The sequence below is a fragment of the Aeromonas allosaccharophila genome, assembly GCF_016026615.1.
Taxonomy (GTDB): Bacteria; Pseudomonadota; Gammaproteobacteria; order Enterobacterales; family Aeromonadaceae; genus Aeromonas; species Aeromonas allosaccharophila.
This window is the reverse complement of the sequence record NZ_CP065745.1, coordinates 1,746,619-1,773,427: the sequence shown is the minus strand read 5'-3', so window position 1 is coordinate 1,773,427 and position 26,809 is coordinate 1,746,619. Positions and strand designations below refer to the sequence as shown.

The 26,809-nt window shown below is 54.4% G+C and carries 20 protein-coding genes and 1 other RNA gene; 18 read left to right on the top strand and 3 right to left on the bottom strand.

Annotated elements, in window-relative coordinates; translation table 11 throughout:
- Window positions 1-154: 154 nt before the first annotated feature.
- Both ssrS and zapA read right to left on the bottom strand, forming a co-directional pair.
- Window positions 155-336, bottom strand: a non-coding RNA gene (gene ssrS / locus I6G90_RS07825) — 6S RNA.
- 16 nt (window positions 337-352) lie between these two features.
- Window positions 353-685 (bottom strand): cell division protein ZapA, encoded by a 333-nt coding sequence (gene zapA / locus I6G90_RS07820; protein WP_005333910.1) that lies wholly within the window; start codon window positions 683-685, stop codon window positions 353-355.
- A 173-nt stretch (window positions 686-858) separates the two neighbouring features.
- Here zapA and I6G90_RS07815 point away from each other — a divergent pair, with 173 nt between their 5' ends.
- From I6G90_RS07815 to I6G90_RS07805, 3 genes are all read left to right on the top strand, one after another.
- Window positions 859-1,428 carry a UPF0149 family protein gene (locus I6G90_RS07815; protein WP_111809561.1) on the top strand — a complete coding sequence of 190 codons (570 nt, stop codon included), beginning with the start codon at window positions 859-861 and terminating at the stop codon, window positions 1,426-1,428.
- A gap of 177 nt (window positions 1,429-1,605) precedes the next feature.
- Window positions 1,606-2,829 carry a 2-octaprenyl-6-methoxyphenyl hydroxylase gene (gene ubiH, locus I6G90_RS07810; protein WP_197930588.1) on the top strand — a complete coding sequence of 408 codons (1,224 nt, stop codon included), beginning with the start codon at window positions 1,606-1,608 and terminating at the stop codon, window positions 2,827-2,829.
- Between the two features lie 136 nt (window positions 2,830-2,965).
- Entirely contained in the window at window positions 2,966-4,249 is a 1,284-nt protein-coding gene (locus I6G90_RS07805) for an FAD-dependent 2-octaprenylphenol hydroxylase (protein ID WP_197930585.1), read from the top strand.
- A 212-nt stretch (window positions 4,250-4,461) separates the two neighbouring features.
- On the opposite strand, the gene I6G90_RS07800 is transcribed toward I6G90_RS07805, so the two are convergent.
- Window positions 4,462-4,689 (bottom strand): hypothetical protein, encoded by a 228-nt coding sequence (locus I6G90_RS07800; protein WP_033138042.1) that lies wholly within the window; start codon window positions 4,687-4,689, stop codon window positions 4,462-4,464.
- Here I6G90_RS07800 and gcvT point away from each other — a divergent pair.
- From gcvT to I6G90_RS07725, 15 genes are all read left to right on the top strand, one after another.
- Window positions 4,666-5,763, top strand: coding sequence for a glycine cleavage system aminomethyltransferase GcvT (gene gcvT / locus I6G90_RS07795; RefSeq protein WP_197930583.1), 1,098 nt, complete (start codon window positions 4,666-4,668; stop codon window positions 5,761-5,763). The two genes, I6G90_RS07800 and gcvT, sit on opposite strands and share 24 nt — an antisense overlap.
- An 85-nt stretch (window positions 5,764-5,848) precedes the next feature.
- Window positions 5,849-6,238, top strand: coding sequence for a glycine cleavage system protein GcvH (gcvH, locus tag I6G90_RS07790; protein WP_042060204.1), 390 nt, complete (start codon window positions 5,849-5,851; stop codon window positions 6,236-6,238).
- 273 nt (window positions 6,239-6,511) lie between these two features.
- A complete protein-coding gene (gene gcvP, locus I6G90_RS07785) occupies window positions 6,512-9,388 on the top strand; it encodes an aminomethyl-transferring glycine dehydrogenase (protein ID WP_197930581.1) in 2,877 nt (958 codons plus the stop codon).
- A gap of 310 nt (window positions 9,389-9,698) precedes the next feature.
- Window positions 9,699-10,289, top strand: a complete 591-nt coding sequence (locus tag I6G90_RS07780; protein ID WP_231554860.1) for a restriction endonuclease subunit S — start codon at window positions 9,699-9,701, stop codon at window positions 10,287-10,289.
- Between the two features lie 50 nt (window positions 10,290-10,339).
- Complete coding sequence (locus I6G90_RS07775; RefSeq protein ID WP_064339924.1) at window positions 10,340-11,863, top strand: type I restriction-modification system subunit M; 1,524 nt, start codon at window positions 10,340-10,342, stop codon at window positions 11,861-11,863.
- The gene (locus tag I6G90_RS07770; protein ID WP_064339925.1) at window positions 11,853-13,031 is read left to right on the top strand and encodes a restriction endonuclease subunit S; all 1,179 of its coding nucleotides are present in this window, start codon (window positions 11,853-11,855) and stop codon (window positions 13,029-13,031) included. Before I6G90_RS07775 ends, I6G90_RS07770 begins: the two co-directional genes overlap by 11 nt.
- Window positions 13,028-13,714 (top strand): UPF0149 family protein, encoded by a 687-nt coding sequence (locus I6G90_RS07765; protein WP_197930579.1) that lies wholly within the window; start codon window positions 13,028-13,030, stop codon window positions 13,712-13,714. Before I6G90_RS07770 ends, I6G90_RS07765 begins: the two co-directional genes overlap by 4 nt.
- 114 nt (window positions 13,715-13,828) lie before the next feature.
- Entirely contained in the window at window positions 13,829-15,358 is a 1,530-nt protein-coding gene (locus I6G90_RS07760; RefSeq protein WP_064339927.1) for an AAA family ATPase, read from the top strand.
- Complete coding sequence (locus I6G90_RS07755; protein ID WP_064339928.1) at window positions 15,349-16,842, top strand: VWA domain-containing protein; 1,494 nt, start codon at window positions 15,349-15,351, stop codon at window positions 16,840-16,842. The genes I6G90_RS07760 and I6G90_RS07755 overlap by 10 nt, the downstream gene beginning before the upstream one ends.
- Window positions 16,839-20,117, top strand: coding sequence for a type I restriction endonuclease subunit R (locus I6G90_RS07750; protein WP_197930577.1), 3,279 nt, complete (start codon window positions 16,839-16,841; stop codon window positions 20,115-20,117). The genes I6G90_RS07755 and I6G90_RS07750 overlap by 4 nt, the downstream gene beginning before the upstream one ends.
- Before the next feature lie 4 nt (window positions 20,118-20,121).
- The gene (locus I6G90_RS07745; RefSeq protein ID WP_197930575.1) at window positions 20,122-20,913 is read left to right on the top strand and encodes a M48 family metallopeptidase; all 792 of its coding nucleotides are present in this window, start codon (window positions 20,122-20,124) and stop codon (window positions 20,911-20,913) included.
- Between the two features lie 440 nt (window positions 20,914-21,353).
- Entirely contained in the window at window positions 21,354-22,226 is an 873-nt protein-coding gene (locus I6G90_RS07740) for a TnsA endonuclease N-terminal domain-containing protein (RefSeq protein WP_024946119.1), read from the top strand.
- Between the two features lie 10 nt (window positions 22,227-22,236).
- Window positions 22,237-24,405: a transposase gene (locus I6G90_RS07735; protein ID WP_231556886.1), complete on the top strand. Its 2,169-nt coding sequence runs from the start codon at window positions 22,237-22,239 to the stop codon at window positions 24,403-24,405.
- Window positions 24,402-25,850 (top strand): ATP-binding protein, encoded by a 1,449-nt coding sequence (locus tag I6G90_RS07730; RefSeq protein ID WP_064339930.1) that lies wholly within the window; start codon window positions 24,402-24,404, stop codon window positions 25,848-25,850. The genes I6G90_RS07735 and I6G90_RS07730 overlap by 4 nt, the downstream gene beginning before the upstream one ends.
- Complete coding sequence (locus I6G90_RS07725) at window positions 25,847-26,806, top strand: TniQ family protein (RefSeq protein WP_064339931.1); 960 nt, start codon at window positions 25,847-25,849, stop codon at window positions 26,804-26,806. The genes I6G90_RS07730 and I6G90_RS07725 overlap by 4 nt, the downstream gene beginning before the upstream one ends.
- Window positions 26,807-26,809 lie beyond the last annotated feature (3 nt).

Below are 26,809 nucleotides of genomic sequence, written 5' to 3'. Positions count from 1 at the left end.
AGCAAGCCCACCCTCAGCGGTGGGCTTTGTTTTATCCGAAGAACGGGCAGGGAGATCGCATTCGCTTGATGCGGTGAGTGCTGCGGTGTCATCGCAGGATGTTGAACGGGTAGAAAAGAAAAAGCCCGTCACACAGGTGACGGGCTTTTGCTGTTGGTACCCCGAGATGCCGTTGCCGGTTTGGGCCCTTGAACCGTAGGTTCAAGGCGGGAATCGAATCTGACCGCAGGCTTCTCGGTCGTGCCGAGCATGCGCAATAGCCAGAAGGCCGATCCCCTGTTGGGTATGATTATCGGCTCGGGGACTTGAACCGGCTGACAAACATCCCAGGGAATTTTAAAACGGTTTGCGATTAGGGCTGTTGCCCCTCTTCGCTGGAATCACCATATTGTCCGTGCTCGATCAGGGCCGCTTCGATGGTGCGCTGCAGCATCTTGATCCGCTTGTCCATGGTCTCAGAGTATTGGTGGTTCTTCTCTTTTTCAAGGCAGAGCTCATGACAGAAATTGAGCGCCGCCATGATAGCCAATTGCTCGTTGCTGGAGACTTTGGAGCGTTGACGCAGGTCGATCAACTTGTCGGTCAGCTGCTCGGCGGCCTGGCGCAGGGCATCCTGCTGTCCCAAGGGACAGGATACCTTGTAGGGACGTCCCAAAATGACGATTTCTACGGCCTCTGTGCTCATGCCTTCCTCAATACGGCGGAGCTGATTTCCGCCTTTATCCACGTGGACAACTGGGCGGGACTATATAGCGCAGATGCATAAGTTTCAAGGCCTTGCTGGCTCTGGAAGAGGGAGAATGCTAGGATCCTGACCATTAATTCTGCAAATTTGACTGAACTTTGAGCGGATCCTCGATGAGCAAAACGAACCCCCTTAAATATGCGGCAGTGGCCGACATCATGGAACAGCATGAGCTGATGGCCAGCGCAGTAGAGGCCCATGGTGTGATCTGCGGTCTGGTGTGTGGCGGTGTGGCACTGGACGACAAGAGTTGGCTGCCCCATTTCAACGATCTGGTGAACGACGGTTTCGGCCTGCCGGCCCCGGTGCGCCAGGTGATGACCGATCTTTATCACAATGTGGTCGAGAGCCTGATGGCCCAGAAGGGCGTCGAGCTGCTGCTGCCAAGCGATGACGCTCCCCTCGACGAGCGCATCGATTCACTGGTGGACTGGTCGCAGGCATTTCTGGCCGGTTTCGGCGTGGTGCAGCAGGAGCTTTCCCGCGCATCGGAAGAGCTGCAGGAGATGATCCAGGATATCGCCAGCATCACTCAGGTCTCCGCCGAGTTCGATCAGGAAGATGACGAGAACGAAGCCTCCTTCCTGGTGCTCTACGAACACGTCAAACTGGGGGTCATGATGGCCTTCGAAGAGTTTGGCAAGCGCCCCGAAACCCCGAGCGCGCCGCCGACCCTTCATTGAGGTGCGGGTCAACGCGATCCTTACTGAATCTGCAAGAGCGTCTGATGGCGCTCTTTTTTATTCCCTTGTGGTGGCTAACCCTGTGAGGCGCAACCGGTTTTTTGCCGCTGACCTCGCATTCGGCCAGCGGCTTTGTGATAGCATGAGGCCACCTTTTTCACTTCTTCCTCTCTGCTTATGTCTCAATCTGATGTGCGACAGGTCGATGTCACCCTGGTCGGCGGTGGAATGAGCGGTGCCGTGCTGGCCCTTTCGCTGGCAGCCCTGCTTCGATCCGATGGCTCCCCCCTCGAGATCCTGCTGCTGGAGGCAAGCGTCCCCGAACAGCACACCCATTCAGGGTTCGACGCCCGCGCCATTGCGCTCTCGGCCGGTACCTGTGATGCGCTGTTGCGGCGCGGACTCTGGCCGCTGTTTGCCCCCCATTGCTCCCCCATTACCCAGATTCATGTCTCGGATCGGGGCCACTTCGGCCAGGCTCGCCTGTCGGCGGCCGAATACTGTCTGCCTGCGCTGGGTCAGGTGATCGAACTTGCTGCCATCGGTCGCGAGCTGCAACAGGCGATGGCGGCCGCCCCCCATATCCGGGTCTGCTGTCCGGCCCGGGTGCGCGAGATAGAACCCGATGAGGAGAAGGTGACCCTCACCCTCGAAGACGGTGAACAGATTGAGACCCGCTTGCTGGTAGCCGCTGACGGGGGCAACTCGTTTGTGCGTCAGCACTTCAAGTTGCCGGTGACCCGCCACGACTTTGAGCAGCACGCCATCATCGCCACGGTCAAAACGGCGCAAGACCCAGAAGGACGCGCCTTCGAGCGCTTTACCGAAGGGGGCCCGCTGGCCCTGCTGCCGATGCTGGAGGGGCTCTCCTCGCTGGTATGGAGCGTCGGGCAGCATGAGGTGGATGAGCTGATGGCCCTCGATGAGGCGGCGTTTCTTGCCCGTCTGCAGCAGGCCTTTGGCTGGCGGCTCGGCCGCTTCGAGCGATGCGGCGTGCGTAACGTCTATCCGCTCATTCTGACCGCCTGCGACTACCCGCTGGCCCAGCGCACCGTGCTGGTCGGCAATGCCGCCCATGCCCTGCACCCGATTGCCGGACAGGGCTTCAACCTCGGGATGCGGGATCTGGATCTGCTTACCGGCGCCGTAGCCAAGGCGTTGGCTGAGGGGGAGGATATCGGCAGCTTCAAGGTGCTGAGCGGCTACTGGCAGCAGCGTCAGCGCGATCAGGAGCAGACCGTCTGGCTCACCTCCTCGCTGGCCCAGCTCTTCTCCAATGGTCACGATCCGCTGGTGGCTGGGCGCAATCTGGCGCTCACCCTGATGGGGCGATTCCCGTGCCTCAAGGCACCGCTTGCCTCGCGCACCCTGGGCTTTGTCGCCGATGTGTGTAGTAACTAGCCAGCACTTGTTGAGTGGAGCCTGTCGACCGGAAGATGGTGACCGCCATTCGTTGATCAAAACGTATTGAATAAAGAGGCGATGCCTGCGGGCGTCCCCTCGCTGGCCAGCCGGTCAGCCCAGAAAGGATGAGATGATGCAGATGCAAAATGTGGATGTGGTGATTGTCGGTGGCGGCATGGTGGGGCTGGGGCTTGCTGCGGCCCTTAAACATAGCGCCCTCAAGGTACTGGTGGTGGAGGGACAACTGCCCGACCCGCAGCTGGGGGAGGTGGCCGATAATCGGGTCAGCGCCCTGAGCCTGGCTAGCCAACAGATCCTGCGCCATGTTGGTGCCTGGGACGGCATCGAAGCGCGCCGCCTGCAGGGCTACGACAAGATGGCGGTGTGGGAGCAGGACAGTTTTGGCCATATCGACTTCGATGCCGCCAGCCTGCGTCAGGCCAACCTCGGCCACATCGTCGAGAATCGGGTGATCCAGCTGGCACTGCTTGAGGCGATTCTTGCTGACGGGACACGGGGGGCCAGCAATATCCAGCTGCTGACCCCCGCCAGAGCCAAGAGCCTGCAGAGCGGTCCGGCGGGCGCCCTGCTGCTCCTTGAAGATGGTCAGGCCATCTCGGCCAAACTGGTGGTGGCTGCCGATGGCGCCCACTCCTGGGTGCGCCGTCAGGCTGATATCCCGCTTACCAGCTGGGATTATGGCCACCACGCCCTGGTGGCGACGGTGCGCTGCGCCGAACCCCATGAAGCTGTTGCTCGCCAGATCTTCACCCCGGATGGCCCGCTCGCCTTTTTGCCGCTGTGGAAGGAGAACCTCTGTTCCATCGTCTGGTCGCTGCCTGCGGCCCGCGCCGAGGAGCTCTGCACCTGCGATGACGAGCAGTTCAATCGCCAGCTTACCGCCGCCTTCGATGCCCGGCTCGGTCTGTGCAAGGTGGAGGGGCCGCGCAGCGCCATTCCGCTCACTGCCCGCTATGCCCGCGACTTTGCTCGCGAGCGGCTGGTGCTGGTGGGAGATGCGGCCCATACCATCCACCCGCTGGCGGGGCAGGGGGTCAACCTTGGCCTGCTGGATGCTGCCGCGCTGGCGGAGCAGATCTTGCAAAATCATGCCGCGGGCGAGGATATCGGCCTGCTCGCCAACCTGCGCAGCTACGAGCGCTGGCGCAAGAGCGAAGCGGCTCGCATGTTGGCGGCAATGGAAGGGCTCAAGCGGCTGTTCAGCGGTGCCAACCCGCTCAAGAAGCTGGTGCGAGGCGTCGGATTGCGCGCGGCGAATTTGCTGACGCCCTTCAAGGAGGGAGTGATCCGGGCAGCCATGGGGCTGGAGGGCGAGCTACCCGCATTGGCCCGTCCTGACTGGGCCGTTGCGGCGACCAAGGGCAGTGCTATGCAGGCCAAGGGTGAAAAAAACTAATATTACTCGCCGTTTTTGACAACAAAAGTAATCCGACAAGGCTGATGACCCGTTTTGGGTGTCAGCCTTTAATTTTGCTCTGGAGCGAAACGTTTTTCTGCAAATTGTGACGAAACGGTAAAAATCAAAATTTAATCTCGCCTGAGTCGGCTTATGGCTGTTTTTATCACTGCATTTATCTTAGTGTCTGGAGTCAGTTTTACGGGAGGAGATTAGTTTTTTTTGAGCGGCACGCTCGCCTGCTTGTCATATAATCCGCTCCGTTCAAGGAATCCCTCTTGCCTGGCAAGGGCAGGAGCGAGCACACACTTTTGGATCCGGTCGCTTTTTGCTGCGCGCAGTGCAGTCAGAGCGGTGGCGCGGGTCGCAAGGGTGGTCGCCAAAGCGAAAAGGCTTTTTGCTAAGGAAAGAATGCGATGATCCAGACTACTGTACTGCATCCCAAACACCTGGAAGCCGGCGCCAAGATGGTGGACTTCCACGGTTGGGAAATGCCCATCAACTACGGCTCCCAGCTGGAAGAGCACCACGCGGTGCGCAGCGATGCCGGTATGTTCGATGTTTCCCACATGACCATCGTCGATTTGACCGGCGAACGGGTCAAAGCCTTTCTGCAACATCTGCTGGCCAACGACGTGGCCAAACTCACTGCCCCCGGCAAGGCCCTCTACAGCGGCATGCTCAATCCGGAAGGCGGCGTGATCGATGACCTCATCACCTATTACTTGACCGATACCTTCTACCGGCTGGTGGTCAACTCCGCCACCCGCGAGAAGGATCTGGCCTGGATCCGCCATCACGCCATCGTTTTCGACATCACAGTGACCGAGCGCCCCGAGCTGGCGATGATCGCGGTGCAGGGCCCCAACGCCAAGGTCAAGACAGCTGCTGTGCTGAGCGCCGCCCAGCGCACAGCCGTGGTGGGGATGAAACCCTTCTTCGGTGTGCAGGCTGGCGATCTCTTTATCGCCACTACCGGTTACACCGGCGAGGATGGCTACGAGATCGTGGTGCCGCAAGAGAAAGCCTGCGAGCTGTGGCAAGCGCTGCTGGATAACGGCGTGGCCCCCTGTGGTCTCGGTGCCCGCGATACCCTGCGCCTCGAAGCGGGGATGAACCTCTACGGTCAGGACATGGACGAGTCAATCTCTCCGCTCGCCGCCAACATGGCCTGGACCATCGCCTGGGAGCCGAGCGATCGCAACTTCATCGGCCGCGACGTGCTGGAAGCGCAGAAAGCGGCGGGCAACCAGCCCAAGCTGGTGGGTCTGGTGATGGAAGAGAAAGGGGTGCTGCGTGCCGGTATGCCGGTCACCTTCACTGCGGAAAACGGTGAGAAGCGGGAAGGTGTGATCACCTCCGGCTCTTTCTCCCCCACCCTGGGCTACAGTATTGCCCTGGCGCGGGTGCCCCGTGATATCGGTGAGCTAGCCGAGGTGGAGATCCGCAAAAAGCTGGTCACCGTGAAGGTCACCAAGCCCGCTTTCGTCCGTAACGGCCAGAAGCTGGTTTAATACCGTCTTGGGGGAGGGCTGTGCCTCCCCCCATCCCTTTTCATATTCGTTTTTAAACGCGACTCAAAGATCAAAGGAAGCACAAATGAGCCATATCCCGAGCGAACTGAAATATGCCACTTCCCACGAGTGGATCCGTGTTGAAGCCAACGGCGAGGCCGTGGTCGGTATCACCGAGCACGCCCAGGAGCTGCTGGGTGACATGGTGTTTGTCGAGCTGCCGGAAGTGGGCAAGCAGGTCAGTGCCGGTGACGACTGCGCCGTGGCCGAGTCGGTCAAGGCGGCCTCCGACATCTACAGCCCGGTGAGCGGCGAGATCATCGCCGTCAACGACGAGCTGGAAGGGAGCCCCGAGCTGGTCAACTCCGACCCCTACAGCGCTGGCTGGCTGTTCCGCATCAAGCTCGATGACGAGAGCGAGCTGGCCAACCTGCTGGATGCCGAAGGCTACCAGAACGTGGTGGACGAAGAGTAATGCCCCGGGCCCTGCACCAACGTGCGGGGCCCTTTTGTATGGCTGCCGACAGAGTCGACAGCAGGGTGAAGTCACTCGTATCCGGCGTGTTGGGGTTTAGCCAGCGCGCGGTTTACAGGGTGATCCCCGTGGTGCCAGCGAGCATCCAGTGCCGTGCTCTCTTGGCTGCGGCATAGCGAACATGAGTGGCGTCGGTATCAGCCGACCATCAGGAACATCAGGTCTTGGTTATCAGGATTTCATGCCAGGACTTATTTATCAGGAAATAGGGAAATGACCCAGTCACTGTTTGAACTCGAGCAAAAAACCGATTTTGTCCGCCGCCATATCGGCCCGGGCGAGGAAGAGCTGCGCCAACTGCTGGCGACCGTCGGGGCAGAGAGCTTGGACGATCTGATTGCCCAGACCGTGCCTGCCGCCATTCGCCTGCCGGGCCCGCTGGGCATCGGTGCCGGCATGACCGAGGTGGAGGCACTGGCCAAGCTCAGGGGCTATGCCGCCCAGAACAAGATTGCCAAGAGCTATATCGGCATGGGTTATCACGATACCCATGTGCCCCACGTCATTTTGCGCAACGTGCTGGAAAACCCGGGCTGGTATACCGCCTACACCCCGTACCAGCCCGAGCTGGCGCAGGGCCGTCTCGAAGCCCTGCTCAACTTCCAGCAGCTGACGCTGGATCTGACCGGCATGGATCTGGCCAGTGCCTCCCTGCTGGATGAAGCGACCGCCGCTGCCGAGGCGATGGCGCTGGCCAAACGGATGGCCAAGTCCAAATCCAATCTCTTCTTCGTGGCCGATGACGTGCACCCGCAGGTGATCGACGTGGTCAAGGAGCGCGCGGTTCACTTCGGTTTCGACGTGGCGGTCGGCGCCGCGAGCGATGCGGTGAGTGAAGAGGTGTTTGGTGCCCTGTTCCAGTACCCAACCACCACAGGTGAGGTGAAAGATCTGCGGGCGCTTATCGCCGCGGTACAGGCCCAGAAAGGGCTGGCCTGCGTCAGCGCCGATCTGCTCTCCCTGCTGCTGCTCAAGTCCCCGGGCGAGCTGGGGGCTGACGTGGTACTGGGCTCCGCCCAGCGCTTTGGCGTGCCCATGGGCTACGGTGGCCCCCACGCCGCTTTCTTCGCCACCCGCGATGCCTACAAGCGCTCCATGCCGGGTCGCATCATCGGTGTCTCCAAAGATGCCCGTGGCAAGAGTGCCCTGCGCATGGCGATGCAGACCCGCGAGCAGCACATCCGCCGCGAGAAGGCCAACTCCAATATCTGTACCGCACAGGTGCTGCTGGCCAACATGGCGAGCTTCTATACCGTCTACCACGGCCCGGTGGGGCTGAAAACCATCGCCTCCCGTGTGCACCGTCTGACCACCATTCTGGCGCTCGGCCTCAAGGCCAAGGGCGTGGCCCTCAACCATGCCAGCTGGTTCGATACCCTGACCGTGCAGACTGCCGACAAGGCGGCGCTGATCGCCAAGGCTGAGGGGCTCGGCATCAACCTGCGTGCAGACCTCGACGGTGCGGTAGGGGTGTCCCTCTCTGAAACCACCACCCGCGGCGATGTGGCCGAGCTGTTTGATCTCTTCCTCGGCCAAGGCCATGGACTGGATATTGAGGTCCTCGACAAGGCGGCCCAGGCCCATCACGCCATCCCGCAGGATCTGCTGCGCACCGATGCCGTGCTGACCCACGAGGTGTTCAACAAGTACCACTCCGAGACCGAGATGCTGCGCTACATCCACCGTCTCGAAGCCAAGGATCTGGCGCTCAACTACGCCATGATTTCGCTCGGCTCCTGCACCATGAAGCTCAACGCCACCGCCGAGATGATCCCGGTCACCTGGCCCGAGTTCGGCAAGCTGCACCCGTTCGCCCCACTGGCCCAGGCCAAGGGCTACCAGCTGCTGCTGGCCGACCTCGAAGACTGGCTGGTGAAGGTGACCGGTTACGATGCGGTCTGCATGCAGCCCAACTCCGGTGCTCAGGGTGAATACGCGGGCCTCTTGGCCATCAAGAAGTACCACGATTCCCGCGGTGAGGGGCATCGCGACATCTGCCTGATCCCGGCTTCTGCCCACGGTACCAACCCGGCCTCTGCCCAGATGGCGGGGCTCAAGGTGATCGTCACCGCCTGTGACAAGTCCGGCAACGTGGATCTCGACGATCTGCGGGCCAAGGCCGCCGAGGCGGGTGATCAGCTCTCCTGTCTGATGGTGACCTACCCCTCCACCCACGGGGTGTATGAGGAGACCATCAAGGAGGTGTGCGACATCGTTCACCAGCACGGTGGTCAGGTCTATCTGGACGGCGCCAATATGAACGCGCAAGTTGGGTTGACGGCGCCGGGCTTTATCGGGGCGGATGTTTCCCACCTCAACCTGCACAAGACCTTCGCCATTCCTCATGGCGGTGGCGGCCCGGGCATGGGCCCCATCGGCGTGAAGAAACATCTGGCACCGTTCGTGGCCGGTCACGCCGTGGTCAAGACCGACAAGGAGAGCCGTGACAACGGCGCCGTGTCGGCGGCACCGTTCGGTTCGGCCAGCATCCTGCCCATCAGCTGGATGTACATCGCCATGCTGGGTGACGAGGGGCTGAAGAAATCCACTCAGGTGGCCATCCTCAACGCCAACTATCTGGCCAAGAAGCTGGGTGACTCCTTCCCGGTGCTCTATTCCGGTCGTAACGGTCGGGTAGCTCACGAGTGCATTCTGGATATCCGTCCGCTCAAGGAGGCCTCCGGCATCAGCGAGATGGACGTTGCCAAGCGGCTGATGGACTATGGCTTCCACGCGCCGACCATGAGCTTCCCGGTAGCGGGCACCCTGATGGTCGAGCCGACGGAATCCGAATCCAAGCGCGAGCTGGATCGCTTCGTCGAGGCGATGACTGCGATTCGCGCCGAGATTGCCAAGGTGCAGGACGGGCAGTGGAGCCTGACCGACAACCCGCTGGTCCATGCGCCGCACACCCAGGATGACGTGATGGATACAGAGTGGAATCGTGGCTACAGCCGCGCTGAGGCGGTCTTCCCGTCCGACGCCGTGCGCGCCAGCAAGCTGTGGCCGTCAGTGAATCGCATCGACGACGTTTACGGCGATCGCAACCTGTTCTGTGCCTGTATCCCGACTGAGGATTACGCCAAGTAAAGGCGTGCTTGTGATCACGGCCATTTAAGTTGGAAACCGTGACATTGAAGTTGGAAACCGACCATTCAAGTTGGAAACTCAAAGGCCCTGCAACAGCAGGGCCTTTTTATTTTGTGCGGTGAATATCTGTAATTAAATTACAAAAATGATCTCGGTTGGATCTTTCAGGCAGGTCAGGGTCTACCTCTTGTCAATGGCACACATAAAAGCATCATTCCTATTGATGCAAAAATAATGGGCGTTGATATTGACTCAATAGCGTCAGATGCGACACACTGTAACTGCATCATTAACGATGAAGAGATTTTTTGTGAAGCTGAACCAAATTGCCACCATCAGTGCTGGGCACCCCTATCGCGGCAAGATCCCGGAGATCGATTCCGGCAGCATGGCCGTGGTGCAGATGAGAGATGCCTCGCCAGAAGGGGGGGTTGACTGGTCTGCCTGCCTTCGTTCTGAGCCTACCAGCAAGAAGGAACCTGACTGGCTGCAAACCGGCGATATCTTGGTGGCGGCCCGTGGCAGCACTAACTATGCCGTGCTGGTTGATACCGGGCTTGCACCATTGCCCGCCGTAGCCGCCCCTCACTTCTATGTGGTGCGGTTGCATAGCGAGGCGCTCAGTCCCGAATTTCTGGCCTGGCAGCTCAATCAGTCCCCTTGCCAGCGCTACTTCGAGCTTCACGCCGAAGGCAGCGCTGCCAAAAGTATTCGTCGTCAGGTGTTGGCGGAGACCCCCATCGGCATCCCATCTCTTGCGAGACAAGTAGCCATCATGAAGATGGTCAACATCCTGCGTGAAGAGCGACGTCTGACGCAACAACTGCAACGCAACGGCGAGCAGATGATGCAGGCCATCGCTGCCAGCCTGCTCGAACAATCCGATCAGCAACCGAAATAGTTTCGCTGAGCAGCCCATTTTTCCAAGAAATACCCAAGGAATTGTGACTTATGACTACCTCGATAAACCAGGACGATATCAACAAGGCCCTCTGGTCTGCCTGTGATACCTTTCGCGGCACTGTCAGCCCTGATACCTATAAAGATTTCGTGCTCACCATGCTGTTCCTGAAATACATCTCCGATGTCTGGCAGGATCACTACGATGGCTACAAGGCCGAATATGGCGATGAGCCGGAGCTCATTGAAGAGATGCTCAAAAACGAGCGCTTCGTGTTGCCCAAACAGGCCAGTTTCTACAGCCTGTTCGAGCGTCGTCACGAGCCGGGCAATGGCGAGCGGATCGATCAGGCGCTGCACGCCATCGAAGAGGCCAATGGCACCAAGCTCAAAGACGCGGGCAAGAGCGTGTTTCAGGACATCAGCTTCAACACCGACCGCCTCGGCGAAGAGAAGCAGAAGAACACCATACTGCGTCACCTGATGGAAGACTTTGCCAAGGATGAGCTAAACCTCAAGCCCAGCCGGGTCGGCACCCTGGATGTGATCGGCAACGCCTATGAATATCTCATCAAGAACTTCGCCGCCAGCGGCGGCCAGAAGGCGGGGGAGTTCTATACCCCGCCCGAAGTTTCCGATCTTATCGCCGAGTTGCTGGAGCCGATGCCGGGCGACACCATCTGCGATCCGGCCTGTGGCTCGGGATCACTCTTGATGAAGTGCGGCCGCAAGGTAGTAGCAAACCATGGCGAGAAGCACTACGCCCTCTACGGGCAGGAGGCCATCGGCTCTACCTGGTCGCTGGCCAAGATGAACATGTTCCTGCACGGGGAAGACAACCACAAGATCGAGTGGGGCGACACCATCCGCAACCCCAAGCTGCTCGATAAAAACGGCGATCTGATGCGCTTTGATATCGTGACCGCCAACCCGCCGTTTTCGCTGGATAAATGGGGTTATGAGGAAGCGGGGAACGATAAGTTCGGTCGCTTCAAGCGCGGGCTGCCGCCCAAGACCAAGGGGGATTACGCCTTTATCCTCCATATGATTGAGACCCTCAAACCCAAGAGTGGTCGCATGGGGGTCGTGGTGCCTCACGGCGTGCTGTTCCGGGGTTCCAGCGAGGGCAAGATCCGTCAGCAGCTGATCGACGAGAACCTGCTCGATGCGGTGATCGGCCTGCCAGAGAAGCTCTTCTATGGCACCGGCATCCCGGCCGCCATCCTGATCTTTAAAAAGCAGAAGGTGGATGACAATGTGCTGTTTATCGATGCCAGCCGTGAGTTCAAGGCGGGTAAAAACCAGAACCTGTTGAGTGCGGACAATATCGCCAAGATCGTCGCCACCTACCGCAACGGCGGCAATGTCGATAAATACGCCTATCTCGCCTCGCTTAAAGAGATCAAGGAGAACGACTACAACCTCAATATCCCACGCTATGTGGATACCTTCGAGGAGGAAGAGGAGATCGATCTGCTGGCGGTGCGGGCCGAGCGCGAACAACTGAAAACCCGACTGGCCGAGCTGGAAATCGAGATGGCTAAGTATCTGGAGGAGCTGGGCTATGGTGCCTAAGGGGTGGACGGTTGGTACATTAAGTGAATTAGCAGATACCGTTATGGGGTTCGCATTTAAAAGTAGCGACTTTACTCCTACGGGTATTCCTTTGCTCAGAATGGGTAATTTATATCAAAACAATTTAGATTTTGAACGAAATCCAGAATATCTACCTGAGTCATTCAAGGATGAGTATGCTAGATTTCTGGTGAGACCTGGTGATCTGGTCATGTCTATGACGGGGACTATGGGTAAACGCGACTATGGATTTACAGTAGAAATACCATCTCATGCGCCCGATTCACTATTGAATCAGCGAGTAATGAAATTTGTTCCTAAGAAAAAAACAAGTGCTGGTTATTTACTAAATTTACTGCGAAGTGAAGTGATTCTTTCACGATTATATTCATTCCCTGGGGGCACAAAACAAGCTAATTTGTCTGCAAAGCAGGTGCAAGAACTTGTAGCGCCAATACCTCCTCTACCCGAACAAAGAAAAATTGCCAATATCCTCTCCACTTGGGATAGGGCGATCAGCTCTACTGAGCAACTGCTTGCCAATAGCCAGCAGCAGAAAAAGGCGCTGATGCAACAACTGCTCACCGGAAAAAAGCGCCTGCTGGATAACAATGGAGTTAGGTTTAGTGGGGAGTGGGAAAGTAAGTCTCTATCAGACATAGCAGAAGTCTATCAGCCAAAGACTATATCGCAGTCAATGTTGACTGAAACTGGTTATCCCGTTTATGGCGCAAACGGAATTATTGGCCTCTACGAAGAATTTAATCACGCAACTGAGCAAATCGCGGTTACTTGTCGGGGTAGTACATGCGGCGTTGTTAACTGGACTCAGGCTCAGTCATGGATTACAGGGAATGCAATGGTTATTAATACCGATAATTTTCCCGCTATAAGTAAAAAGTTCCTCTTCTATGTATTGGATGGAAGCAATCTGTCGTACTTAATATCAGGATCTGGCCAGCCACAGATTACGGGAAATATAAAAACTCACGTGGTGAAAATTCCCGCACTAGAAGAACAACAAAAAATCGCCACCATACTCTCCACCGCCGATCAAGAAATTATTGCCCTGCAACAAAAGCTCGATGCCCTAAAGCAAGAGAAAAAAGCCCTAATGCAACAACTGTTGACTGGCAAACGGCGGGTCAAGGTGGAGGAGGCCGCATGAAAAAAGTGACCCTTCACCCCATGACCGAGGCCGACGTTGAGTGGCTGGAGCAGCGGCTGATGGACTATGGCAATGACTACTCGATGCTGAGTCTGTCGGCACTCGACGGCTTTCTGACTGCCGTGCTCTCCGGCCCCGAGCTGGTATCACCAAGCCAGTGGTGGCCGGTACTCTGGGGCGGCATGCCCCCCGAGTGGTCATCCGAGCGGGAGATGAAACGGGCGCTGGACCTTATCATCGGCCATATGAATATTCTGGCCCATACCCTCTGTTATCAGCCCGAGCACTTTATACCTGTGTTGATGGTCAATCTTTTCGAAGAACAAGAGATCTGCAACGCCGAAGAGTGGTGCTTTGGCTATCTGCGTGGTATGGCGCTGGGGAACTGGCCTGCGCTGCCAGAGGAGCTGGATACCTGGCTTGAGGTGATCCGCCTGCATGGCAGCGATGACCAATTGCCACTGCTTGCCAGCCTGTCGCTGCCGGAACATCAACAGAGCGTGGCCGAAGTGGGCCCTGCCGCGTTGAAATTGCACGCCTATTTTCTCGCCCAACGGGGGCCAAACAGGGGGCCTGTCGCGGTGCCATCGGTGAAACCGGCAAAGGCCCCTGCCAAGGTCGGGCGCAATGAGCCATGTCCCTGTGGTAGCGGCAAGAAGTACAAGCAGTGCTGTTTGCACTGATCAGGCGCTCGGCCCGTACCCTCAGTGAGGGTGACGGCCAGGCGAATGGCGAGCCTTGGTTGCATCGCATCATCATAAAAATTAAATAAGATAAACAGTCAGTTAGGGATAAACATGAAATTACAACAACGGATGGAACGGCTGGTCAACGCGGTATGTGAAGGGATGTTTGAGCGGGAGGAGGTGATCTCGGTGGCACTGCTGGGTGCCTTGTGTGGTCAGAATACCTTTCTTTACGGCCCACCCGGCACGGCCAAAAGCCTGATCTCCCGTCGCATCGCCTGTGCCTTTGCCAATCCGGCCTACTTCGAGTATCTGATGAACCGGTTCAGTACCCCCGAGGAGGTCTTTGGCCCCATCTCGATCAAGGCACTCAAAGAAGATCGGTATGTTCGTAAAACCGAGCATTATCTGCCCCAGGCCGATTTCGCATTTCTGGACGAGATATGGAAATCGAGCCCGGCGATCCTTAATACCCTGCTGACACTTATCAATGAGCACACCTTTCGCAATGGCGAACAGATCGAGCAGGCCCCACTGAAAGCCTTGGTGGCTGCGTCGAATGAAACACCCGATGCCAATCAGGGGCTGGATGCGCTGTATGATCGCTTTATCATCCGCCTGATGGTCGGGCCCATTGAGCAGTCTGATAATTTTGAACGATTGCTGGCGTGTAAACCGACCGAGGCGGCTATCAGGATTGATGACTCGCTTGTTGTGAAGGCCGATGAGTGGGCTAAATGGCGAGAGCAACTGCATGAGGTGAGCTTGTCACCGGAAACCCTGACCATTATTCGCCTGATCCGCAGTGAACTCGCCACCAAATATGACAAACTGAAGGTCTATGTTTCCGACCGCCGCTGGCAGCGGGCGACCCAACTGCTCAAGGCCGCTGCCCTCTTTAATGGCCGCAGCGAAACCAATCACAGTGATGCCTTGCTATTGCGGCACTGCTTGTGGACCCATGAAGATAATCGTGTTGCCGTTAACGATATCGTTGAGCAAGCCGTCAAGGATAGCGGTTTTGACAGTGGTATTAATCTGGCAGAGATCGATCTCAAAAAAACGTTGCTGGATAAAGAGATTCACATTGAGCTTTTTTGTACGGAAGATATTTACAAGGTTGAATCACTTAGTCGTTTCATTAAAGAGAAAACTTTTTTTAAAGTTAGCAATAAATTTAATGGCCATGGCAGCAGTCAAGAGCATATATATATTCCAACAGAGCGAATGAGCAAGGCAGGTAAATTTCATCCAGTGGACAAGTCTGGCAACGAAATTGATTACTTGGTTTTCGAGTTTGATAAGCAGGGAACATGTAAAATATCAAATCCAAGAAGTTTTCACAGCAACTCTTCGTTTGATTTCAAACCAGAAATACTTTTCCATAAAGGTGATAAAAAAACGGATATCAACCAACGTCTGATTGACTCACTCTCATCTTCAGTGACAGATGTCAGATCGCAGCTGAGTGCCATTTTGGACAAGGTGGAGACCTTGCAGCAGGGATATGAACAGCGTCTTGCATCCATATTTGTCCCGGTAGAAAAAGTAGCCATTGCGCTCGATGGGATTACGGAGCAGATAAGCCAGATCAAGCTGCGTATCAAGGATTGCGAACGGCTGGAAGCCTTATGCAAATAAGCCTGGTGGAGAGTGCATCGCTTCTCGCTCAAAGAGAATTCCGCGACAGCTATGGTGGATTGCTGGCTCACTCCAGCTCGCTGACCAGCCAGGTCACGCAGCACATCGAGGAGTGGAAGAGAGATACTGAGGCCGCGTTGACCAGCGAGTGTCCATTCGCCGGGCATGCCCACAAGCTGAACCATTGGCGAAGAGAGAGTGCGCTTGGCGATATATCCAAAACCTCTTTTCAAGGGGCTGTGAAGGATTATCTCGCGCTCTGTAAAGCCTGCCAGCACCCGGCGGATCCGCCATTTTGGCAAAAACAGGTTGCCGATAGTTTCGCTCAGGACGCGGAGCTGCCGAGTGCGGATAAGGCCGTCAGTTGCCAACTGCTGGCTACTGAATGGCAAAAGGTGCTGGATAAAGCCCGCAATGGATGGGAGCTGACCCGGATCGAGCAGCTGCGTGTCCAGTTAATGGAACGATTGGAGAGCATGCTCAAGCTGTTGCAGCAGTTGCAACCTTTGCTTGAAGCGTTGGGGCTGGATCCGGGGCGGCTAGTTGATCTCTCCAGTGGCCAGCTCTCTGCCCAAGATCTGGCCCAGTTCCAGAAGTGGGCAAGCTATCTGGCAAACGACAAGGGGTTGCATGCGTTATGCGACTTGCTCGGCAAGATCCGGCAGATTGAACTCTCCGAAAAGATTGAGCGGGTGAAGGTCAACCACGTTCTGGATCTCTGTCTGCCCGATATCAACTCCCGAGAGGAGATAGTGGGTATTCGGTTGGGGCGAGATCTGGAGCATGTATTACCCAGCGAGAAAGCCCTGTTGGCTGATGACGAGACCGCATTGCTGTTTGATTTGAAGTTCGTCGAGTCACGACTGATGAGCTTTGATATGGCTGGTATACAGACTCAACATCAGCATGTTGAAAGGGAAGAGGAGAGGCAGGTCAACGAAGAGGAGAAGCGCGGCCCCATGATCCTCTGCGTTGATACCAGTAGCTCGATGAGCGGTGCGCCCGAGACGATCGCCAAAGCCATGACGCTATTTCTGGCAACCAAAGCGAGAGAGGAGCAACGTCCCTGTTACCTGATTAACTTCTCTACGGGTATCAAGACGTTGGAGTTGAGTGGAGAATGGGGCCTTGCGTCGATAATCGACTTTCTGAAAATGTCGTTTCATGGTGGTACTGATGCGGCACCTGCCCTTGGCCATGCGTTGAAAACCATGGACGCAGAGACCTACCAAAAGGCTGACCTGTTGATGATTTCTGACTTCATCATGGCGGATCTGCCACCGGCGACCCTGGCAAATATCGAGCAACAGCGTGGTAAGGGTAACCGCTTTTACTCTCTGGTGGTCGGCTCTGCCTATATGGTTCAGCGGCTAAAGAGCCTCTTTGATCATGAGTGGGTGTATAACTCGACGACGAGTACCATTCATGAGTTGATCGGCTTTCAGCAAAAAATTGATAACCAGTTTGAGGCACCCCCGTTATGAAGGCCTTGCCGAAATTTCAGGAAGAGTACAGCGCCAAGATCCCAGCCCTGACCCTGCTCACCCAGCTGGGCTGGTCTTTCCTCTCCCCTGAACAGGCGCTGGCGGCACGGGATAACAAGTTCGATCAGGTGGTGCTGCGCCAACAACTGCGCAGCGTGCTGGCCGAGCGCACCTTTGTGTTTGCGGGCAAAACCTATCCGCTGTCGCCCAAGTCAGTGGACAATCTGGTGAGTGAGCTGTGCAGCCCGGCCTTGAATGAAGGGTTGCAGGCGGCCAACGAGCGGCTCTATAACCACTTGCTCTATGGCATGTCCGTCACCGAGTTTGTTGATGGCAAGAAGGTGAGCCCCACCATCCCCCTCATTGACTGGCACAACCCGCACAACAACCGATTCACCTTTACCGAAGAGTTTCGGGTTACCCGCGCAGGGGGCATCGAGTCGCGTCGCCCGGATATCGTCTGCTTCGTCAATGGCTTGCCCTTGGTGGTGATCGAGGCCAAGCGCCCGGATGGCAATGCCAAAAAAGGGCCGACCATCAAGGAAGGGATCTCCCAAAGCCTGCGCAACCAGCGCCCCGACGAGATCCCGCTGCTGTTTGCCTACAGCCAGTTGTTGCTCTCCATCAATGGCATCGAGGGGCGATATGGCACCTGCGGTACGCCGGAGAAGTTCTGGGCCGCCTGGCGTGAGGAGGACATCGGTGATGGCGAGATGACGGCCATCAAGAATCAGCCGCTCTCATCCGAACAACTTTCTGCCCTGTTTAGCCACCGTTCCGCCGCCGACCTGGACTGGTATCAGTCTCTGGTTGCGGCGGGCGCACTGGCCGTCAGCGATCAGGATCGGCTGCTAATCAGCCTGCTTTCCCCGGAGCGGCTGCTGGAGATGACCCGGCTGTTCACCCTGTTTGACAAGAAGGCGGGCAAGATAGTCGCCCGCTACCAGCAGGTGTTTGGCATCAAGCGGTTAATCGAGCGTATCAACCAGAAACGCCCCGATGGCGGGAGAGAAGGTGGGGTGATCTGGCACACCACTGGTTCGGGCAAGTCGTTCACCATGGTGTTCCTCAGCAAGGCGCTGATCCTGCACGACAGTTTGAAACAGTGTCGCCTGCTGGTGGTGACCGACCGGGTGGATCTGGAGAGCCAGCTCAGCAAGACCTTTGCCTCCAGCGGCGAACTCGCGGGTAAGAAGGATAAAGAAGCGGCCATGGCTACCTCGGGCAAGCGGCTGGCCGAGCAGATCGGTAAGGGCAGCGAGCGGATCATCTTCTCGCTTATTCAGAAGTTCAACTCAGCGACCAAGTTGCCGGAGTGCATCAACAAGAGCCCGGATCTCATCGTGCTGATCGATGAGGGCCACCGCAGCCAGGGGGGCGAGAACCATGTCCGCATGAAGCTGGCATTGCCCAACGCCGCGTTTGTGGCTTTTACCGGCACGCCGCTTCTCAAGGATGACAAGACCACCAATAAGTTTGGCCCCATCGTCCATGCCTACACCATGCAACGGGCGGTCGAGGACAAGACGGTGACGCCGTTGCTCTACGAGGAGCGCATTCCCGATCTGGAGGTCAACGAGCGGGCTATCGACAGCTGGTTTGAGCGCATAACCCAGGGGTTAAACGAGCAGCAGCAGACCGATCTGAAACGCAAATTTGCCCGCAAGGGCGAGATCTACAGCGCGGAAGATCGCATCAAGCTGATTGCGTTCGATATCGCCAGTCACTTTTCAAACCACATTGTCGAGGGGCTCAAGGGCCAGCTGGCCTGCGATAGCAAAGCCTCGGCGGTGCTCTATAAAAAGTACCTCGACGAGGCGGGGCTGTTCGAGTCGGCGGTGGTGATGAGTCCGCCCGACAGCCGGGAAGGCAACACCGAGGTCGATGAATCGACCACCCCGCTGGTCACTCAGTGGTGGAAGGAGAATGTCGGCACTCAGGATGAGCAGGTGTATTCCAAGGCGCTTATCGAGCGTTTTGCCGATGAGAATGATCCTCTCAAGTTGCTGGTCGTGGTGGACAAGCTGTTGACCGGCTTCGATGAGCCAAAGAACACCGTGCTCTATATCGACAAGCCACTCAAAGAGCACAACCTGATCCAGGCGATTGCGCGGGTCAACCGGCTGCACCCGAAGAAGAAATTTGGTCTGCTTATCGACTATCGCGGCATCTTATCCGAGCTGGATACCACCATCGGCAAGTATCAGGATCTCGCTTTCCGCACCCAAGGCGGCTATGACGTTGACGACCTCAAAGGCCTCTACAACCAGATGGGCACCGAGTACAAGCGCTTGCCGCAGCTCTACCAGACCCTGTGGGGTATCTTCGCCGGGGTGAAGAACAAGCAGGATATCGAGCAATTGCGCCAAGTGCTGGTGCCCAAGATGGAGGATCTGGACGGCGAACTGGTGGATGTGAACCTCAAGGTGCGAGAAGACTTCTACGAGGCGCTCACGGCATTTGCCAGTTGTCTGAAAGTGGCGTTGCAGTCGGCCTCTTTCTTCGAGGACAGCGCCTTTAGCGAGGCGGATCGCCGTCACTACAAGGAGACGGTGAAACAGCTCTCCAGCCTGCGCCAACTGGTGCAGCAGGATGCAGGTGAGAAGATTGACTACGACGAATATGCCGAGCAGGTGAAGAAGCTGCTGGATAAGCATGTGGTCGGTGTAGAGGTCAAAGAGCCGGGTGGCGTCTACGAGGTCGGCAAGATGGGCCAGCAGCAGCCAGAAGAGTGGAACGAGAACAAGACCCGCAACGAGACCGACATCATCAAAACGCGGGTCAGCCGCATGATTGAGCAGGAGCTACGAGATGACCCTTACGCCCAGGAAGCCTTCTCCAAGCTGCTGCGACAAGCTATCGAGGAGGCAGAGAAGCTGTTCGAGCACCCGCTCAAGCAGTACATGCTGTTTCGGGAGTTCGAAGAGCAGGTGCAGGAGCGCCGCCTGAGTGACATACCTGACGCCTTTGCTGGGCATCGCCACGCTCAGGCCTACTTTGGGGTGTTCAAAAAGGTACTGCCGGAGGTGTTCGCCATTACCGACAGCCAAGTACAGGATAAGTGGATAAAGCTGGCCTTCGAGATCGATACGGTCGTGGATGCGTCTGTGGCCGAGCACTCCATCAACCCGCAGAACATCGAGGCGGGTATTCGCAAGAAACTGTTGCCGCGCATGTTCCAGGAGTGCAAAGCAATCGGCAGTGGTATGGAGCAGGCCAAGAAGATCGTCGAGATGGTGGTGCAGATCACCCGAGTCGGCTTGAGCGGAGTCTGATCAGATGAATGTGCCTATTCGGGCCAAGGGCGATGCTCAGGCCCAGGCTCCAGCTCCATCCTTTAGCTTTCGCTACGGCGATGAGCGGATCGCCTTCGAGCGGGTGCAACGGAGACAGGCTAGCGGCAAGGTGCTTATCAAGGTGCATCCCGATTGCCGCGTCGTGGTCTCGGCCCCGCGTGAGGCGGCTGATGAAGCGGTTCTCGCAGCGGTCAAGCAGCGCGGACGCTGGATCTACGAACAGTTACGCGACTTTCGCCAGCAGTTGGAGCACGTCACCCCACGCCAGTACATCAGTGGGGAAAGTCACTATTACCTCGGCAAGCAGTACCTGCTCAAGGTGATCGAAGCCCCTAATTCGGTGCCGGGGGTCAAAATGCTGCGTGGCAAGCTGGAGGTGTCGGTCAGGAGCCTAGTCACTGATAGCGCAAAGAGAGCCGAGAAAGTCCATGCACTGCTCGCTGACTGGTACAAGGCCCGTGCCAAAGAGGTGTTTGCCAGACGCCTCAATGCCATGCTCGATCAGGCCATCTGGGTCACCGAGCGTCCGCCACTGCGCATCCTGACCATGCAGACCCAGTGGGGCAGTTGTTCCCCCAATGGCCGGATCACGCTTAACCCGCATCTGGTCAAAGCGCCCCGCGAGTGTATCGATTACGTGATCCTGCACGAGCTCTGCCATATTGCCGAGCACAATCACAGCGAGCACTTTTACCGGCTGATGGGTCAGGTGATGCCCGGTTGGGAAAAGACCAAAGCGAAGCTGGATGGCATGGCTAACCGCTTGTTGACGTGAGTTATCAGCTCGTCAGTCACCCACAGCCCGGCAGGCCACCCTTGCCGGGCTGATTTTTTGGTGTGGATGCATTGATTGCTCTTCGCATGGAGCCTTTTGTAGCCAAAAACGGACATTTTTTCTGAGCGGAATCATCAATCGCTTCAGAATAATGTTCTATATCCGCCACCCTCTTATGTCAAAAAAGGAATAAAAAACATTTACTTATTATTTATAAAAATAAATATTCGTGATTATGTATGCTTATGTGATTTTTTATAACTATATGTTTTTTAATATAAAAAATGAAATTTTGTTGAGTGTGGCATTTTTGCCATGATAGCGTCGATAGTTATTATTTATAAAAATAAATAAGTAAAAACAACGCCTTACGTGCACTATTGCGGTTGACGACCCCCTGCCCAGTTACTAGGTTGTATGCAGGTCAGGTAGGAGTAGTCATGCAGCAAAAAACGGTTCAGCAGCCCATCGTCACCGATGCGGAGATCGCAAAAACAGCACGGTATAACCGAGACATCAAAGCTTCGGGGTATCGCCCCTGGGTCACGGTGCGGCAGTCCCATACCTATGGTCAGGGGCAGATTGTGTATAGTCACAAAACGAGACGTGAGCATCATCTGCTGAGTCGTGGCGAGAGGGCACCATTTTTCTATTTCGAACGCGATCCAACTGTTATCGACATTCTCGAACAGTATCCGTTACCACTGCATCAAACTCTAGAAATTGCTGCCTCTCTGAACGTTGTCCATCCAGGTAATTATAAAGAACGAGGTAATCATGGTGGCCGCATCCCAGCCAAAACTATGACTCAGGATTTTGTCATTATTCGGCAAACGGAGGCAGGGAAGCATATATTGAGTCCATATAGCTTCAAATATTCTGATGCGCTGGATCCAGAAATAACATCCCCCCGTGTTGTTAATCGTACATTGGCAAAAGAGCGAATTTCCCTTGAGTATTGGCGTACTCAAAATATTGATCATGTGTTGATAACAGAGAAGAGTTTTGACGCCACCATTATTTACAATTTAGAGTTTCTACGAGAATGTTTTGATGAGGCTGAACTGATTCAGGTTTCGGCAGAATTTTATGCCAATGTTATTGTTCGGTTTAGGCACCACATGATAGCAACCCCTTTATCCACGCTGCTGATGTTAATTCATCAGGTAGCCTATGAACTTAATATTGATAAATTTCAGGTGCAGTGTTTGTTCCAGCACGCGGTTTATACCGGTCGTTTGAATATCGATTTGACACAACGAATCGAGTTATACCGTCCTCTGTCAGTAATACGGAGGTCTAATGCGGGTTAACCAAAAGATCGTGTCTGATACCAAAAATAGTTCCGAGCTGCTGATCATTGATATCTGCTGGGATACAATGCGGCTAGCTGTAACTGAATTGCTACTCGTTTCACCGAAACGGCCATTTACCTTGTCGCTTGACGAAGTTGAAAATGATATTTCTCAAGGGCGTAGACATATAGCAGATCATGATTTTCCAAAAATCATCTATGAAGCAGATAATAACTTAAATCCAAGCTGGATAAAAAAACGTGATGAAGGACTTGCTACGCTTGAACCCCTAATAAGCGATCATGAACTGAGGCATCGTTATCTATATGGTGACTCAAGCGGGATTTTGAAACTACTCATTGATCGTTCAGGAAAAAGTAAAAAGTATGTCACTAGTCAATTGAATCGCTACTTCCGATGTGGTGGCATTCCAAATGCGCTATTACCTAATTACTTCGCATGTGGCAAAAATCACCAGTTGCCTACTACATACCTGGAGCTGGAAAAGGGGAAAGTTTGTCTTGCATCAAAACGAGGGCGCGAAACGCTTTATGGTAAATCTTACCGTGGCATTACCCAACAAGACATTAAAAATATAGTATTCTTCTCCAAGAAAATCCGCTCGGGGACAGAAGTCCAGCTTTCTCGGTTGTATTTGGATTTTTGTATGGAGTATGCTTCGACAGAGTTGCGCCCGATGGGAGCCCCGGACGAGGATATTGCTGAACCGTTCAAAATGTTACTACCCAGAAATTATCTTATTTCTCCCAAATCATTCAAGCGCCAGCTTACTAAATATGTTGATCAGTTGACGTTTTTGAAAAAACGGGTAGGTAGTATAAATTATGATCGAGATTACGCCGGCAAGCCCGGGCTCGCGAGAGCGGGACTCCGAGGACCGGCATCGCGCTACGAAATTGATAGTACTATTGCAGATATATATATTCGATATTCCTACAGCAAAGATGAACTAGTCAGTATAGGACGACCTGTAATCTATAGTGTTGTTGATAGTTTCAGTGGAATGATTGTGGGAATTCATGTTGGTTTTGATAGTCCTTGTTGGCACGGTGCCAGTCAGGCATTATTTAATGCTATGAGTAATAAGGTCGAATTTTGTAGACAGTATGGCTATGAAATAGCTGAGTCTGATTGGCCCTGCCAGGAGGTTTGTCGTGAATTAACGTTAGACCGAGGTTCAGAGAATACTGATAGCAATATAGCTTCCCTCCTTCGCGGTCAAATTGGTATTACTGTAGGCAATTTTAATGCATATCATCGTGGTGATATGAAAGGCACGGTTGAGAAGAGTTTTGATATTATTCAGTCTCTAGCGATTCCCTTTGATTCTGGCAAGGTTGTAAAATCTCCAAAAAAAGAAGACCAACATGCATCCCGTAATTCTTTGTATACCTATGAACAGTTTATGGTTCGACTGATAAAATGTATCATATTTACCAACAATAACAGGGAAAGAGTCCTATCTCATAATTTTGAGATGTCGCGAGATGGTGTGGTTTTTACATCTCGTGGTGTTTGGGATTGGGGGATGGAGCAGGCGATATTGAAACCACGAGTTTCAACAAATCGCCTACGATACGCATTGTTGCCGGAAGCAGAGGCAACAGTTAGGTCTCAGGGAGTGTTCTTCAAAGGTTTATATTATAATTGTAATGAAATTGTACGTAGGGGCTATCTTGACCGAGCAAAAAATATTGGTCGTTTCAAAATAAAGGTTCGATATACCGATATCAGCACTAATCATATCTGGTATGGAGATGACGAAAGTGGAGAGCTCCTCCAACTGGATTTGACTGATCGTAGCGAAGCCTATAAAAATCAAATTTGGGCCAATGTCATGCGCCGTCAAGCGATTGTCAAAGAACAACTGGCTATTCTAGATGAAAGCAGATTTGATGCACGTGCTTTATTGGAAATGGATTTAAAACAATGTGATGATGCGATTAGAGCAGAAAGTCGCCATCTTAAAAAATCCAATGCTAAAGGCATTCAGCCAGGGATGAAAACCCTCAAGCATATTGAGGCTGTACAGCAGCGACATAATGAAATGCAAGCCATTTATGCCGATCTCTCTGGGGTCGACAACCGGGATCAAATCCATCGGCCCAAATCGCTGCAATCTAAACAAAATTTGAATGATCCGACAGTAATATCCTTTCAGGAAGACGAACAATGAGCCAGCCAAATTATTATATGCATCCTAATCGACAGTATCGAGACAACCCATTAATTGAGGCGCTGGGTCAGCCATTAACAATGCAGCAGTTTTATGCACTCAGCGAGTTGCCTTTTATTAACAATGTTGATTTGACTGGTGTTGATGCATCACTTCATGGTTATTATATCCGAACCCTGATCGATCAATTGAATGATGTTTATGCCGTTCAAGACGAGGCATATCGTTTATATGATGTCATGCGACGCATGATTGAAGCGGGGTATGATAAACGCAATCCTCTGCGAACAGATATACGGCGGATACTGACGGCTATCGATAGAGACAAGACCAATCCCAATCAGGTTGCATATTTATCAAGCTTGGAACTCTATTCTGTATTGCAGAGTTATTTGTTGATTGGACTGAGTGGTCGTGGTAAATCATTTATGGTAAGGCGTATTCTGAAACTATTTGATCAAGTTATTGAACATTTCAATTATACCGACCACAAGGGGCAGGAGCATACGCTTGATCAATCTCAGGTAACGTATCTGTATGTAGAAATTCACGAGCGTCGTGGTCAAAAAGCGCTGCTGTTGAATATGCTGGAGGCGCTGGATGAGGTGACCGGACAAGCATATGCATATGAACACCGTAATAGGTCTGTTAATGAGTTAATTACCATAGTGCGCAAGCTTCTTATCGGTCATAGTGTTGGGTTGGTAGTCGTTGATGAGGCCCAAAATCTAGCCAAATCCTCCCGTAATGAAGTTTTAAGTATCAATGAAAAAACGTCGATAAAATTTGTCGAGGAATTGTTCAACAGAGTCGGTGTGCCGATCATGCTGGTAGGAACATTTGCAACGCTAGCATTATTTGAGAGGGAAACAACTATCGGTCGGCGAGTGACCAAAAATGGATCTATGTTGTTGGCGAGTTGCGATTCTAATAGCTCATTTTGGAAACGGTTTATCCGCCTGCTATGCCAGACTCAATTACTAAAAAATCAGTCAACATCGGTAGATACATTGTGTAGGCATATTCATTATCTGAGTGCGGGCATTCCGGCAATTGCCAGCAGCCTGGTTAGGGCCACGCTCGCCTATCTCACGTTCCTGGAGCCTCAGGATCAAGATCTTTCTATAGCCGCGCTGGACTTAGTTTTTAATCGTGAATTTAGAGTATTGAACCCGGCGTTAACTGCACTGAGAAGAGGTGATTACCACAAATTTGAGGATTTTGAGCCGATGCTGATGCTGGAGTCGGTGGCGAGCCATTCTGATGTCATGACACAGATAACTCCGCCTCCAGCCATGAACCTAGTTCAAGGAGAGGTCGAGCTGAGCGACAAACCCGTATCATCGCAGATTGAGGTACAGAAACGCAAAAAACTGGATCAGTTATCGCCGTCAGTATTGTTAGGACAACTCGGCTACAACCTAGATAAGGTTAAGCCGAAATGATTCTCCATCGTTTAGAGTTGCTGCCGGGTGAACATCTGGGAGCCGTGGCTGGTCGAATGCATGTGCTGAGCATCCATGGGACGTTCACCGCTACAGTAAAAGCGCTGGGTCTAGGTAGCCCGCCGATTCGCCCCCAACGATTGTCTCATGCCGATGACATAGCCCTCGATGCCATTTTTCGGGCGAAGAGGATAGCTCAGCCCTGGCAGACACATGGCTACGGCCATTATCTAACCCCGTTTTTGAGTCTGCCTGAGCAGGATATGTTGACGGCTGCGTGGGCGGGTTACACGCCGCTCCGGTTGAGGGTGACCGGTCAGAACAATCTACAGCACCGATACTGGCGTTGGTGTACAGACTGTATCGCCGAGGATTATGAGCTCCATGGTATGCCCTACTACCACCGAGATCATCAACTGCCAGGAGTGTTCCATTGTCATCGGCATCAACGCGGTTTGTCTGGTCACTGCGCAGGCTGTGGTTTTTCTGCCAAATTGTTGTCGGAACAACTGATCCCACCCTACGATAGCCTCTGCCCCCATTGTGGACACTGGATGGGGGGATACGATGGTCATTTTACCGAGCGGATGCACGAGATCGAGTTGGCATCGCTGGCATTGGCCCAGTCAGCGAGTGCTCTCACCCTACGCTCGCTGACCCAGTTGGTGAGTGAGTCTATGGGAATATCGGGTAAGCCGATGCGCACGGTCGAGAGTATCCGGTCAATCAATGTGTGGTTTAGGGAGATGGATGTTCAAAGCGATCCCATGGCACTTACTGCGTATTTCACCAATACAGGGGGGCCAGGTCAGGTATGGCAATTACCCCCACAGCTGCGCAATGCACGGGGCTACCATGAGCAGTCAGCCCGAGATCCGTTGCACCCGCTGGTCCACCTGCTGCTGTTACAACATGCAGGCATCGATCTGGTGGGGCTCCTGAGGTCTGAGGGTTAACCC